Below are 13472 nucleotides of genomic sequence, written 5' to 3'. Positions count from 1 at the left end.
AAGGCCCCTGATCTGCAGTGCAGATCGGGGGCCTTCGCCGTGCGAGGAGCCGGACCGCCGAGCGTCCGCACCGCCGTGCGTCGGATCAGGACTGCGCGGGACCGGCCTGCTGCGCGAGCGCGCTCCGCGCGGCCTCCCGCATCGCCTCCAGCGGTGCGCCGGAGATCCCCAGCATCGAGCGCAGCTGCATGTCCGCCTGGTGCACGAGCATCTCGAGGCCGCTGGCGACCTCTCCCCCGTGCTCGGCGACGATCGCCGCGAGCGGGGCCGGCCAGGGATCGTAGAGAGCGTCGAGGAACACCGGCGGCACGGAGTCGACGCCCTGCCTCCGCCAGTCCTCGGCGACGCGCCGGGCGCCGTCGATCGCGAGTGCGCTGACCACCGCGTCGGCGCCGAGCACCTCGCGGCTGCGGGAGAAGGGCACCTCGCGGCTGCCCATGCCGAGGTCGCGGGCGAGGGCGCGCAGGGGCGCGAGCTTCTCCGGGCTGCGGGCCGTCAGCAGCACCTCGGAGGCGCCGAGTCGTGAGGCCGCCGCGAGCGCCGAGACCGCCGTCGCCCCCGATCCCAGGACGCCCACCGTGCGACAGGCGCTCAGGGAGTGGTCCCCGAGGGCCGCGACGATCCCGTGGACGTCGTGGTTCTCCGCCCGCCAGTCGCCGGACGGCGTGCGCACCAGAGTGTTCGCGATCCCCAGCATCCGCGCCGTCGTGTCGCGGGAGGACGCGAGATCATGCGCCTCGACCTTGCCGGGCATGGTCACGCTCAGTCCCTGCAGGCGTGCGCCCTCCCCCATGGTCAGGAAGGTCTCCAGCTGCCCGGAGGGGACTTCGAAGCGACCGTACTGCGCGTCCGCGATGCCCAGCGCGCGGTACGCGGCCGTGTGGAGCGCCGGGGAGAGCGAGTGCGCGATCGGCGAGCCGACCACGGCGAAGAGCCGCGGTCCGTGCCCGGAGCCGCTCATCCGTCCGCGTCCTTCGACGCCGCCCGCTGCTTCCACTCGGCCACGTTCTTCTCGTGCTCGGCATAGGTGTCGGCGAACTTCGTCTCGCCCGTGCTGGTGTCCACGGTCACCCAGTACAGCCACTTGCCCTGGGGCGGATCGGCCGCCGCCTCGAGGGTCGCCTTCCCGGGGTTCGAGATCGGGCCGGCCGGCAGCCCCTCGTGCAGATAGGTGTTGTACGGGCTGTCGGTCTCGCGCTGCTTCGGCGTGGTGGAGATCGAGTCGCTGCCCGAGAAGTAGGCGACCGTGGAGTCGAGCTGCAGCTTCATGGGCTTGCCGTGGGCGTCGCCCGCCCCCTCGAGGCGGTTCTCGAGAGTGCGCACCACACGGCCGTAGTCGTCGGGGTCGCGCGCCTCCTTCTCCGCGATCGACGCGAGGGTGAGCACCTTCTCGCGGTCCTCGGGGGCGACGTCGAGGTCGTCGAGCTCGGTCTCCATCCGCTCCCACATCATGGTGAGGACATCGCCCGCGGAGGCATCCTCGGGGATGTCGTAGCGCCCCGGCCACAGGTACCCCTCGGGGCTGTCCGCCTTGTTCTTCGGGATGCCGTAGTCGGTGTAGTTCTTCGCGGCCTTCTCGAAGTCCTTCTCCGGGATCCCGGTGGTCTTGGAGACGCGCTCGAAGATGTCCTTCATGCGCATGCCCTCGGGGATCGTGACGCGCAGACCGGTCTGGCTGGAGGGATCCAGGAGCGCCTCGAGCGCCGAGGCGGAGGACATCTTCGTGTTCACCCGGTACGAGCCCGGCTGGATCTTGCTGGCCTCCTGGCTGGTGCCGAACAGGCGCACGAAGGGGGGCGCGGACTTGATGACGCCCTTGTCCGTGAGGGTCTTGGCGATGTCGGACCCGGTGTCGCCCTCGGAGATCTCGATGACGACCTCCTCGTCGCTGCCCGTGCCCGTGAAGTCGTCGTCCTGCGCCTGTCCCACGCTCACATTCCCGCGCAGCCAGGAGTAGCCGTACACCGCGCCGGCCCCCACGGCCAGGACGACCACGAGCACCAGCAGGACGGGCAGGATGTGCAGGGGCGAGCGGCGCTTCTGCTCGTGCGCGAAGCCGTCGAAGGGGTGGGCATCGTCCTCGTGGTCCTCGACCTCCTCGTCGTCGTCCTCATGGTGGGAGTCGACGGCCTCGTGGTCGTCGTGGACGACGTGGTCGTCATGCTCCTCGACGTCCTCGCGACGGCCGTCGGCGGCGAGTGCGGACGCGGACGCGGGTGCCGCCTCGTCGTCGCCCGGTCCTGCCTCGTGATCGGCGGGCTCGTCGGGCTCGTGGTCGGGCGCCGGGTCTCGGTCCCCGTGCGGGTGCGCGTCCCCGTGCGCCTGCGGCGCGGGCGTGAGCACAGGCTCGGGCCGGGCCGCGGCCGCGCGATGGCCGCGCGGGAGGTCGCCGCTCGCCGCGGGCGAGGTCTCGGGGGCGGCGTCCTCGCCCCGGCGCACGCGCAGCGCGTGACGGGCCTCCTCGAGCGCGCGCCGCTGCTCGTCAGAGCGGCCCGCGGCGACGCCCGGGGTCGAGCCGCCGGGCTCGGCGGCGGGATCGATCCGGCGGGCGCGTCGGCCATGGGGGCGCGGCCGACGCACATGGCGCGAGCCCGCGGCCTGCTCCGGCGACTCGCGGTCGTCCTCGCTCATCGGCCCTCTCCCTCGGTGTCCGGCGCGGTCTCGAGCAGCTCGCCGGGGGCGCGCCCCGTGCTGCGCTCGACCTCCAGCGCCTGCTGCAGGATCATCACCGCCGCCACCTGGTCCACGACGGACCTGTGCCGGCGGCCCTTCCGCCCGGAGCGATGGAGGGCCTGGTGCGCCGTGACCGTCGTCAGACGCTCGTCGACGAAGCGGATCTCGGCCACGATGCCCTGCGCGCGCAGGGCATCGGCGAGCTCGTCGGCGAAAGCACGCGCCTTCGCGGCGGCCGGCCCCTCCTGCCCGCTCAGCGAGCGCGGAAGCCCGACCATGATGGCACGGGCCTCGAGCTCGCGGGCCTGCGACACGACGCCCGCGACCGCCCCGTCCCGCGGCAGGGTCTCGACAGGCGTGGCGAGCAGCCCGTCCAGATCGCTCCGGGCGAGGCCCACCCGCACGTCTCCGACATCGACCCCGAGCCGTACGAACCGCCGGGGGGTCTCCTGCGGATCCTCGGGCATCAGGCGTCGGCGCCCAGCGCGGCGGCGATCGCGTCCAGGGCCTGCGAGGTGCGCTGCGGATCGCCGCCCCCGCCCTGGGCCATGTCGTCCTTGCCGCCGCCGCGGCCGCCCATCGCCTCCGCGCCGGCCTTCAGCAGCGCACCGGCGCGACGGCCGGCCTCGCGCGCGGCCGCGTTCGTCGCGACCACGAGCGCCGCCTTCGGCCCGTCGGCCCCGACGACCGCGACCACGGCCGGGGAGTCCTCGCCGAGACGGTTGCGCAGATCCTGGACCAGGGTGCGCAGGTCGCCCGCGGCGGTGCCCTCCCCCGCATCGTGCAGGAGCACGCGGGTGCCGTTGATCGTGCGGGCGCTCTCCACGAGCCGCCCGGCCTCGGCCTGCAGCTGGGCGCCGCGCATGGCGGCGAGCTGCTTCTCGGTGTCCCGCAGGCGCTGGGCCAGCGAGCGGACGCGCTCGGGCAGGTCGTCGGCGCCGACGTTCATGATCTCCGAGAGCTGGGAGACCAGCGCCTTCTCCTTGGCCTGGTGGCGGTAGGCGTTCAGACCCACGAGGGCGTCGACGCGGCGCACGCCCGACCCGATCGAGGACTCCCCGACCAGGTTGACGGAGCCGAGAGCACCGGTGGTGGGCACGTGCGTGCCGCCGCAGAGCTCTCGCGACCAGTCCCCGCCGATCGAGACCACGCGCACGATGTCGCCGTACTTCTCGCCGAACAGGGCCTGGGCGCCCAGCGCCTTCGCCTCGTCGATGGGCATCTGGGCGTCGGTGACCTCGAGCTCCTGCTGCAGCAGGGTGTTCACGCGGCCCTCGACCTCCTCGAGGCTGGACTTCGGGACGGCCTGGCCGAAGCGGAAGTCGAAGCGCATGCGCCCGGGCGAGTTCTCGGAGCCGGCCTGGGTCGCGCCCTCGCCGAGCTCCTCGCGCAGCGCCTGGTGGACCATGTGCGTCGCGGTGTGCGCGCGGGCGATCGCGCCGCGTCGCTCGAGGTCGATCGTCGCGATCGCGCTCTCCCCGGGGTGCGCCTCGCCCTCGACGAGGCGGCCGCGATGCACCGGCAGTCCCTTGACGGGCGCCTGCACGTCGTCGACCTCGATGATCCCGCCGCCGGTGAGGGCGATGCGGCCCTGGTCGGCGAGCTGGCCGCCCATCTCCGCGTAGAACGGGGTGGAGGCGAGCACGATCTCGACGTCGGCCGGGGCCCGGACGGTGTCGACGAGCGCCCCGTCGACCAGGACGGACTCGAGCGTCGTGGCGACCGAGGACTCGGTGTAGCCGAGGAAGGGAACGGCCTCCCCGCGCTGGCCGAGCAGCCTGTTGTAGAGCGCGGTGTCGGTGTGGCCGGTCTTCTTCGCCGCGGCGTCGGCGCGAGCGCGCTCGCGCTGCTCGGACATGGCCGAGCGGAAGCCCTCCTCGTCCACGCTGAGGCCCACCTCCTGCGCCATCTCGAGGGTCAGGTCGATGGGGAAGCCGAAGGTGTCGTGGAGGCGGAAGGCGTCCTCGCCCGCGATGCTGCGGCCACCCTGCTCGCGGACCCCGCCCACCAGCTGGTCGAAGATCGTGGTGCCCGAGGCGAGGGTGCGGCGGAACGCCTCCTCCTCCGCGTAGACGACGTCGCTGATGCGCGAGAAGTCGCTCTCCAGCTGCGGGTAGGACTCCTTCATGACGTCCTTGGAGACCGGCAGCAGCGCGGGCATGGAGGGATCGTCGTAGCCGAGCAGGCGCATCGAGCGCACCGCGCGGCGGATGAGGCGGCGCAGCACGTAGCCGCGGCCCTCGTTGCCGGGCTTCACGCCGTCGGCCACGAGCATGAGGGCGCTGCGCACGTGGTCGGCGACCACGCGCAGGCGCACGTCGTCCTCGCCGTCGGCGCCGTAGACGCGGCCCGAGAGCTCCTGGGCCTTCTCGATGACGGGGAACACCTGGTCGATCTCGTACATGTTGTTCCTGCCCTGCAGGATGTACGCGAGACGCTCGACGCCGAGGCCGGTGTCGATGGACTTCTGATCGAGCTCGCCCAGCAGCGGGTAGTCCTTGCCCTTGCCCTCGCCGCGCAGGAACTGGTCGAACACCAGGTTCCAGATCTCGATGTAGCGGTCCTCGGCCTCCGGGGACCCGGGCCACTCGGGAAGGACGCCGCGCGGCGCGTCGGGCCCGAACTCCGGGCCGCGGTCGTAGTGCCACTCCCCCGTCGATCCCGCCGGGCCGGGCTGGCCGGTGTCCCAGCAGCTCTCCTCCCAGGGCAGGCGCACGATGCGCTCGGCGGGGAAGCCGACGACCTCCACCAGGTGGTCGAAGGACTCCTGGTCCTGCTCCCACAGGGTGATCCACAGGCGCTCGGGATCGAGCCCGTACCCGCCCTCGTCCTGCGAGCCGGTCAGCAGCTCCCAGGAGAAGTCGATCGCGCCCTTCTTGAAGTAGTCGCCGAAGGAGAAGTTCCCGGCCATCTGGAAGAAGGTGCCGTGGCGGGTGGTGCGCCCGACGTTCTCGATGTCATTGGTGCGGATGCACTTCTGCACGCTCACGGCCCGCGCGTACGGGGCCTTCTCGGTCCCGACGATGTACGGGATGAACGGGACCATGCCGGCGATCGTGAAGAGGATCGACGGATCGGAGGAGACCAGCGATGCGCTGGGCACGACCTCGTGCTGCTTCTTCGCGAAGAAGTCGAGCCAGCGGCGATGGATCTCGGAGGTGCGCATGGAGGTCGGGGTCCTTCCTGGGCCGCCGCGGGGGCGGGATGGGCGTGGGGCGCGGGATGTCGCGCGGGCAGGATCGTCGGGAGTCTGCCCGAGGACGACGAAGCCCCGGTCAGGGTACGTGAAGCACACCTGCCGGGGCACGTTCCGGACGGGCCAGGGCCCGCCCGGGACGAGGTCGTCGCGAAGGGTCAGCGAGCGTAGTACTCGACGACCATCTGGACCTCGCAGGTCACGGGGACCTCGGAGCGCTTGGGGCGCGCCACGAGCTTCGACTTGAGCTGGTCCAGCTCGACCGACAGGTAGGAGGGCGTGGCGGCGAGGACGTCGCTGTTGCCCCCCTCCGCGGCGATCTGGAAGCCCTCGACGGCCTGCGAGCGCGGCTTGACCTGGATGGTCTGCCCGACCTTCACGCGGTAGGAGGGGCGGTCCACGATCTTGCCGTCCACGAGGATGTGGCGGTGGGAGACGGCCTGGCGGGCCTGCAGGGTGGTGCGGGCGAAGCCGGAGCGCAGGACGAGCGCGTCCAGGCGCATCTCGAGCAGCTCGACCATGCTCTCACCGGTCAGGCCGGCCTCCTTGCGCGCATCGAGGTAGATGCGGTGCAGCTGCTTCTCGCGCAGCGCGTACTGAGCGCGCAGACGCTGCTTCTCCTTCAGGCGCACCGCGTAGTCGGACTCGGTGCGGCGGCGGGCACGGCCGTGCTCGCCCGGGGGGTAGGGGCGCTTCTCGAAGTACTTGACGGACTTCGGGGTCAGCGGGAGCCCGAGGGCTCGGGACAGGCGCGCCTGGCGACGCGCGCGGGTGACGTTGGTCACGAGGTATACCTCTGTTCGCGTGGTGTGAATCCAGTAAGGCAGCCGCGGATTCAGCGGCCCAGTCTATCCGCGCCTCGACCCGCCCTCAACTCACCTGCGCCGATGTCACGCCGTCAGGGCTGTGGAGTCGGTCACGAGGAGGGGCCCTCCCCGCGGACGATGCGCCGCAGCTCGGGGAGGCTGCGGGCGATCGGGCCCTCCGCCCCGCGCGAGGTCGGCTCGTAGTAGTGGGAGTCGGCGAGGTCATCGGGAAGGTACTGCTGTCGCGCCACGCCGTGCGGGGCGTCGTGCGCGTACCTGTAGCCCTCGCCGTGGCCCAGGGATTCCGCTCCTCCGTAGTGGGCATCGCGCAGGTGCGCGGGGACCGAGGCACCCTTGCCCGCCCGCACGTCGGCGATCGCGGCGTCGAGCGCCTGGTAGGAGCGGTTGGACTTCGGGGCGGTCGCGATGTGGACGACGGCCTGGGCGAGGGGGATGCGGCCCTCGGGCATGCCGAGCATCTGCACCGCCTGCATCGCCGCGACGGCGACCTGCAGGGCCTGGGGGTCGGCCATGCCGACCTCCTCGCTCGCGGCGATCACCACGCGCCGGGCGATGAAGCGCGGGTCCTCCCCCGCCTCGATCATCCGTGCCAGGTAGTGCAGGGCGGCGTCGGGATCCGAGCCGCGCATGGACTTGATGAAGGCGCTGGTGACGTCGTAGTGCTGGTCGCCTTCGCGGTCGTAGCGCAGGGCCGCGCGATCGACGGCCTGGGCGAGGGTGTCCGCGTCGACCTCATGGGCGCCCTTCATGAGGGCCGCGCCGGCCGCCGCCTCCAGGGAGGTGAGGATCTTGCGGGCATCACCCCCGCCGAGGCGCAGCAGAGAGGAGCGGGCGTCGTCGGTCAGCGTGATCTCGCCGCCGAGCCCGCGCTCGTCGGTGAGGGCCCGTTCGACGAGGTCCTCGAGGTCCTCGGTCGCCAGCGACTCGAGCGTCAGCACGATCGAACGGGACAGCAGCGGAGAGATCACCGAGAAGAAGGGGTTCTCCGTGGTCGCGGCGATCAGGGTGACCCAGCGGTTCTCGACGCTCGGCAGCAGCGCGTCCTGCTGGGACTTCGAGAAGCGGTGCACCTCGTCGACGAACAGGACGGTCTCGCGCCCCGTGGTGCGCAGGCGCGAGCGCGCCCGGTCGATCACCTCGCGCAGATCCTTGACGCCTGCGAGCACGGCGCTGACCTCCACGAACTCGCGGTCACCGGAGGTCGCGACGACGTAGGCGAGGGTGGTCTTGCCGGTGCCGGGCGGGCCCCAGAGGATCACCGAGGCGGGGGCGGTGCGGGCGTCGTCGGCCGCGACGAGCCGCCGCAGCGGACTCCCGGGATCGAGCACCTTGTGCTGGCCGACGACCTCCTCGAGGCTGCGCGGCCGCATGCGCACGGCGAGCGGCGCGCGATGGTCCCGGTTGCCCTCGGAGAGCGTGCGCGGCGCGGGCGCATCGCCCGAGAGCGTGAAGAGATCCTCCTCCATCGCTCCGCTCCCTCCTCTCCAGGATGCTGGTCTGCTCCGCGCCGTCGCGCCCGGGCCGTCGGGGCCCGCGGGCTCAGTCGCGGCGGTCCCGGCGCCCGCGCCCGAGGGCACGGGCGATCCGTCCGGGCCAAGCCGGGCCCTCGTAGATGAGGGACGTGTAGCCCTGGACGAGGTCGGCGCCGGCGTCGAGGCGCTCCTGCACGTCCTCGGCGGTGACGACGCCCCCGCAGCTGATGATCGTCATCTCCGCGGGCAGCTGCTCGCGGAGGATCGCGAGGACCTCCCGCGAGCGGTGGGCGAGGACGGGCCCCGAGAGCCCGCCGGCGCCGATGCGCTCGATCCGGTGACGGGCCGTGCGCAGGTCCCGAGGCCGGTCGATGGTCGTGTTGGTCGCGATCACGCCCGCGAGTCCCAGGTCCCTCGCGAGGGCGGCGACCGCGCGCACGTCCTCGTCGTGCAGGTCGGGGGCGATCTTCACGAGCACCGGCACCTCGCGGCCGAGCCGCGAGCCCACGGCGCCCGCCTCCTCGAGGACCGCGGCGAGGATCGGGCGCAGCGCGTCGGTCGACTGCAGGTCGCGCAGCCCCGGCGTGTTGGGGCTGGACACGTTGATCGCGAGGTACGAGGCATAGGGCGCGAGCGTGCGGGCGCTGAAGCGGTAGTCCTCGGCCGCGTCGGCGAGCAGCGTCGCCTTGGTCTTGCCGATGTTCACGCCGATCACGGCGCGCTGTCCGCGCTCGGTGCGGCGCACCAGGGCGAGCCGCTTGGCGGCGGCCGCCGCTCCGTGGTTGTTGAAGCCCATGCGGTTGACCAGAGCGCGGTCGGCGAGAAGGCGGAAGGAGCGCGGGCGCGGATTGCCCGGCTGCGGCTTCGCCGTGACGGTGCCGACCTCGACGTGCCCGAAGCCCAGGTCCAGCAGGCCGAGCGGGACCTCGGCGTCCTTGTCGAAGCCGGCGGCGAGGCCGAAGGGCGTCGGATGCTCGTGCCCGAGCGCGTGCACGGGTGCGTGCCCGCGGCCCAGAGGGCGCGGGGTGCCGAACAGGGTGCGCAGCGCGAGATGCCCGCCGGGGACCGCCTGCGAGAGGCGTAGCGCCTGCACCGTGAGGCGATGCGCGCGCTCGGGGTCCAGGCGCGTCAGCACGTGGTCGAAGAGCACCGCGTAGGGCCGCACGGCGCGGGGCGGGGCGCCGGCCGGGACCGGGCGGGCCGACGTGCGGGAGCGGGGGTCCGGGGTCGAGGAGGTCACGCGCTCACCGTACGTCCTGCGTCGGACGCCCCGCGCGCGGCCGCACGGCGGTGCACGAGCAGGTAGACGATCGCGACGATCGGCAGCAGCAGCGGCACGAAGCCGTAGCCCGAGCCGAAGTGCGACCAGACCGTCGAGACCTCGAAGAGGCCCGGGGCGAAGGTCGTCAGCGAGCCGACCACAAGGATGCCGACCAGCTCGATGCCGCACACCCAGAGCGCCGCACGGGAGCGTGCGCCCCGTCGGACCAGCAGGACCGTCACCACGACGTACGTGAGCGCCGAGAGCAGCGAGAGGGCGTACGGCAGAGGGGCCTCGGTGAACTTCGTGGCGAGCTCGTAGGTCGCGCGGCCCGTCGCCGCGAGGGCGAGGATGCCGTAGACGACGATGAGCAGCGTCGCGAAGCCCCGCTCGCGTCGGCGCACCGACCCCGTGGGGTCGACGGCGTCCCGGCGGGACGGGTCGCGGCGGTCCGGGCCCCCGGCGGATGCGGGACCGGTGGACGTGGGATCGGAACTCATGCGGGGCCTCCGGGCCAGATCTGGGGCAGACGCATCTGCAGGACGAGCTGGGTGATCGCGGCCAGGGCGATCCCGGCGCTGCCCCAGCGGGTGCGCTCGGTCGCTCCCAGCCAGGCGGCCCCCAGCGGCATCACGAGACCGGTCAGCAGGTAGCCGTACAGGGTGATCCGATCCGGCGCGGGGCCGACCGTCATGTCCTGGTAGGCCCAGACCAGTCCCTCGATCAGCCAGACGAGCATGATCGCGGCGGGGCCGGCGAGCAGCAGGAAGTCCGCGGCGAGCGACTTGGCGACGTACAGGAGGGCCAGCGCGGCGGTGAGGCCGGAGAGCGCGTACACCGCGACGGCGAGCACGCCCACGCCCACTCCTGTTCCGCGATCGCATGGTGCGCGATCGCCTGCCGCCGACGGATCCGAGGTCCGGGCGCCGACCGGTCGAAGGGCCGCGGACCTCCGCATACGATAGTGGAATGGTCTCCATCACCACATCCCCCAGCACAGTTCAGTCCGTCACGGCCGACGTCCTGATCCTCCCGGTCCTCACGGGCGAGGAGGGCGCGGGTCCCGCTGTCGTCGGCCTCCCCGAGCTCTCCCCCGTCCTCGTCGCCGTCGGCGCGTCCGGCGCGCAGGACGAGCTCACGCGCCTGCCCGCGCCCGAGGGCGTCGCTGCGTCCACGGTCCTGCTCGCGGGCCTGGGCACGCGCAGCCTCGCCGACGCCGACGCGGTGGTCCTGCGCCGCGCCTTCGGCGGCGCGACCCGCTCGCTGAGCGGCGTGGGCAGCGCTGCCGTGGCCGTGCCGGGCGGGACGGGCGAGCAGCTCGCCGCCGCGGCCGAGGGAGCGGCGCTCGGCGCCTACTCCTTCACCGCGCACAAGTCGGACGCGTCCTCGTCGTCCGCTCCCCTGCAGCAAATCGTGCTCGTCGCGGACGAGGGGACGGCGGACGACGGAGCGGCAGCGGCCTCCGAGCGCGCCGGGATCCTCGCCGACGTCGTGAACGTGACCCGCGACCTCGTCAACACTCCCCCGAACCTGCTGTACCCCGAGTCGTTCGCGCAGCGGGTCGGCGAGATCTCCGAGGGACTGCCCCTCGAGATCGCCGTGCTCGACGAGGAGCAGCTCGCGGCCGGCGGTTACGGCGGCATCGTCGGCGTGGGCCAGGGCTCGGCCCGTCCGCCGCGGCTCGTGCGCGTCCAGTACGCGCCCGAGGGCGCGACGGGCCACGTGGCGCTCGTGGGCAAGGGCATCACCTTCGACACCGGCGGCATCTCCCTCAAGCCCGCTCCCGGCATGGACGACATGACGTCCGACATGACCGGCGCCGCGACCGTGCTCGCCGCGACCGTCGGCGCCGCCCGCCTCGGGCTCCCCGTGAAGGTCACGGCCTTCCTCGCCATCGCCGAGAACATGCCCGGCGGCGGAGCGCAGCGTCCGGGCGACGTGGTCACCATGCGCAACGGCCGCACCGTCGAGGTGCTGAACACCGACGCCGAGGGCCGCATGGTGATGGCCGACGCCCTCGTCGACGCCGTCGCAGAGGAGCCCGACCTGGTGATGGACGTCGCGACCCTCACGGGCGCGGCCGTGGTCGCGCTCGGAGACCGCACCGCCGCCGTGATGGGCACGGACGAGGCGCGCACGGAGGTGCTCGCCGCCGCCGAGGCCGCCGGCGAGCCGTTCTGGCCGCTGCCCTTCCCCGAGGAGCTGCGGGCGGGCATCGACGGCCGCGTCGCCGACCTGCGGAACATCGGCGCGGGCCGCGCCGGCGGCGCGCTCACCGCAGGCATCTTCCTGCGCGAGTTCGTGGGCGGCACGCCGTGGGCCCATCTGGACATCGCCGGCCCCGGCTTCGCCGACTCCCCGCAGGGGTACATGGGCAAGGGCGCGACCGGCATGAGCGTGCGGACCGTGCTCGCGGTGCTCGAGGCGCGCGCCCGCTGATCCCCGCCCCGGCGCATCGGGCGCCGGGCGGCGCCCGACGCCGGTGAGACGTGCCCGACCCCACCGTGCTCGGCCCCCGAATCCTGCCCACCCCGGGCTGTGAGGTGGCCTAGCATGGTGGGGTATGGGCACGGCCGCCACGGCCCGTGCCGGTTCGGACGACCCGAGGGAGCTCACCGGTGACGGAATCACCCACTGACCAGTTCGACATCGTCATCCTCGGAGGCGGCAGCGGCGGCTATGCGGCCGCGCTGCGCGGCGCGGAGCTCGGCAAGAGCGTCGCGCTCGTCGAGAAGGACAAGCTCGGCGGCACCTGCCTGCACCGCGGCTGCGTGCCCACCAAGGCCCTCCTGCACGTCGGCGAGGTCGCCGACAACGCCAAGGAGGGCGGCACCTTCGGTCTTGACATCGACGTCAAGGGCGTCGACGTCCCGCAGATGCTCGGCTTCAAGGACAAGGTCATCGGCCGCCTCTACAAGGGCCTCCAGGGCCTCGTCAAGAGCCGCAAGGTCGAGTACGTCGAGGGCTTCGGCCGCCTCACCGGCCCGAAGACCATCACGGTCGAGACCGAGAACGGCACCCGCACCCTGACCGGCGAGAACATCGTGCTCGCCTCCGGGTCCTACTCGAAGTCGCTTCCCGGCCTCGAGCTCGGCGGGCGCGTGCTGGACTCCGAGGCGGCGCTGCAGCTGCCCGAGATCCCGAAGAACCCGATCATCCTGGGCGGCGGCGTGATCGGCGTCGAGTTCGCCTCGGTGTGGAAGTCCCTCGGGGCCGAGTCCGTGACGATCGTGGAGGGCCTCCCCCACCTCGCCGCCAACGAGGACGAGTCGCTCTCCAAGGCCCTCGAGCGCGCCTTCAAGAAGCGCGGCATCGCCTTCTCGCTCGGCATCTTCTTCGAGAAGTGCGAGCAGACCGACACCGGCGTGAAGGTCACCCTGGCGGACGGCACCGTCTACGAGGGCGACTACCTCCTGGTGGCCGTCGGCCGCGGGCCCAGCACCAAGGACCTCGGCTACGAGGAGCAGGGCATCGAGATGGACCGCGGCTTCGTGCTCGCGAACAAGGAGACACTCGAGACGAACGTCCCCGGCGTCTACGCCGTCGGCGACATCGTGCCCGGCCTCCAGCTCGCCCACCGCGGCTTCCAGCAGGGCATCTTCGTGGCCGAGCGCATCGCCGGCCTGAACCCCGCCCCGATCATCGAGTCCGGCATCCCGCGCGTGACCTACTGCGAGCCGCAGCTGGGGTCCGTCGGGCTCTCCGAGAAGCAGGCCAAGGAGGAGTTCGGCGACGAGGGCGTCGAGACCTACGAGTACGGCCTCGGCGGCAACGGCAAGTCCCAGATCCTGGGAACGACGGGCTTCGTCAAGCTCGTCCGGGAGAAGGACGGCCCGGTCGTGGGCGTCCACATGATCGGCACCAACATGTCCGAGCAGATCGGTGAGGCGCAGCTCATCGTCAACTGGGAGGCCTACCCCGAGGACGTCGCCTCCCTCATCCACGCCCACCCGACGCAGAACGAGGCCCTGGGCGAGGCGCATCTCGCGCTCGCCGGCAAGCCTCTGCACGCCCACGCCTGAGCCGCCCCCAGGAGGAGAAGA

The 13472-nt window shown here is 72.8% G+C and carries 11 protein-coding genes; 2 read left to right on the top strand and 9 right to left on the bottom strand.

Annotated elements, in window-relative coordinates:
- Positions 1-85: 85 nt before the first annotated feature.
- The 9 genes from M4486_RS05365 to M4486_RS05325 form a co-directional block, all read right to left on the bottom strand.
- The gene (locus tag M4486_RS05365) at positions 86-961 is read right to left on the bottom strand and encodes a shikimate dehydrogenase (protein ID WP_249480146.1); all 876 of its coding nucleotides are present in this window, start codon (positions 959-961) and stop codon (positions 86-88) included.
- Positions 958-2631 (bottom strand): endolytic transglycosylase MltG, encoded by a 1674-nt coding sequence (gene mltG, locus M4486_RS05360; RefSeq protein WP_249480145.1) that lies wholly within the window; start codon positions 2629-2631, stop codon positions 958-960. The genes M4486_RS05365 and mltG overlap by 4 nt, the downstream gene beginning before the upstream one ends.
- Complete coding sequence (gene ruvX / locus M4486_RS05355) at positions 2628-3140, bottom strand: Holliday junction resolvase RuvX (protein ID WP_249480144.1); 513 nt, start codon at positions 3138-3140, stop codon at positions 2628-2630. The genes mltG and ruvX overlap by 4 nt, the downstream gene beginning before the upstream one ends.
- The gene (gene alaS / locus M4486_RS05350; protein WP_249480143.1) at positions 3140-5839 is read right to left on the bottom strand and encodes an alanine--tRNA ligase; all 2700 of its coding nucleotides are present in this window, start codon (positions 5837-5839) and stop codon (positions 3140-3142) included. Before alaS ends, ruvX begins: the two co-directional genes overlap by 1 nt.
- A gap of 188 nt (positions 5840-6027) precedes the next feature.
- The gene (gene rpsD, locus M4486_RS05345) at positions 6028-6654 is read right to left on the bottom strand and encodes a 30S ribosomal protein S4 (RefSeq protein WP_152352918.1); all 627 of its coding nucleotides are present in this window, start codon (positions 6652-6654) and stop codon (positions 6028-6030) included.
- A 131-nt stretch (positions 6655-6785) separates the two neighbouring features.
- Complete coding sequence (locus M4486_RS05340; protein ID WP_249480142.1) at positions 6786-8162, bottom strand: replication-associated recombination protein A; 1377 nt, start codon at positions 8160-8162, stop codon at positions 6786-6788.
- 73 nt (positions 8163-8235) lie between these two features.
- A complete protein-coding gene (locus tag M4486_RS05335; protein WP_249481072.1) occupies positions 8236-9333 on the bottom strand; it encodes a quinone-dependent dihydroorotate dehydrogenase in 1098 nt (365 codons plus the stop codon).
- A 71-nt stretch (positions 9334-9404) separates the two neighbouring features.
- Positions 9405-9929: a hypothetical protein gene (locus M4486_RS05330; protein ID WP_249480141.1), complete on the bottom strand. Its 525-nt coding sequence runs from the start codon at positions 9927-9929 to the stop codon at positions 9405-9407.
- The gene (locus M4486_RS05325; RefSeq protein ID WP_200500737.1) at positions 9926-10288 is read right to left on the bottom strand and encodes a hypothetical protein; all 363 of its coding nucleotides are present in this window, start codon (positions 10286-10288) and stop codon (positions 9926-9928) included. The genes M4486_RS05330 and M4486_RS05325 overlap by 4 nt, the downstream gene beginning before the upstream one ends.
- A gap of 110 nt (positions 10289-10398) precedes the next feature.
- Between M4486_RS05325 and M4486_RS05320 the strand changes: the two genes are divergently transcribed.
- Together M4486_RS05320 and lpdA are read left to right on the top strand one after the other, a co-directional pair.
- Complete coding sequence (locus M4486_RS05320; protein WP_249480140.1) at positions 10399-11868, top strand: leucyl aminopeptidase; 1470 nt, start codon at positions 10399-10401, stop codon at positions 11866-11868.
- A 179-nt stretch (positions 11869-12047) separates the two neighbouring features.
- On the top strand, positions 12048-13451 hold the full coding sequence (lpdA, locus tag M4486_RS05315; RefSeq protein ID WP_249480139.1) for a dihydrolipoyl dehydrogenase: 1404 nt from the start codon (positions 12048-12050) through the stop codon (positions 13449-13451).
- Positions 13452-13472 lie beyond the last annotated feature (21 nt).

The organism is Brachybacterium kimchii (assembly GCF_023373525.1).
GTDB lineage: Bacteria > Actinomycetota > Actinomycetes > Actinomycetales > Dermabacteraceae > Brachybacterium > Brachybacterium kimchii.
Note: the sequence above shows the minus strand (reverse complement) of the source record. Positions and strands in the feature narration are given on the sequence as shown.

Coding starts and splice junctions, on each gene's coding strand:
- M4486_RS05330 (WP_249480141.1), bottom strand. CDS start 9,929: ATGAGTTCCGATCCCACGTCCACCGGTCCCGCATCCGCCGGGGGCCCG.
- M4486_RS05365 (WP_249480146.1), bottom strand. CDS start 961: ATGAGCGGCTCCGGGCACGGACCGCGGCTCTTCGCCGTGGTCGGCTCG.
- M4486_RS05320 (WP_249480140.1), top strand. CDS start 10,399: ATGGTCTCCATCACCACATCCCCCAGCACAGTTCAGTCCGTCACGGCC.
- M4486_RS05340 (WP_249480142.1), bottom strand. CDS start 8,162: ATGGAGGAGGATCTCTTCACGCTCTCGGGCGATGCGCCCGCGCCGCGC.
- alaS (WP_249480143.1), bottom strand. CDS start 5,839: ATGCGCACCTCCGAGATCCATCGCCGCTGGCTCGACTTCTTCGCGAAG.
- ruvX (WP_249480144.1), bottom strand. CDS start 3,140: ATGCCCGAGGATCCGCAGGAGACCCCCCGGCGGTTCGTACGGCTCGGG.
- mltG (WP_249480145.1), bottom strand. CDS start 2,631: ATGAGCGAGGACGACCGCGAGTCGCCGGAGCAGGCCGCGGGCTCGCGC.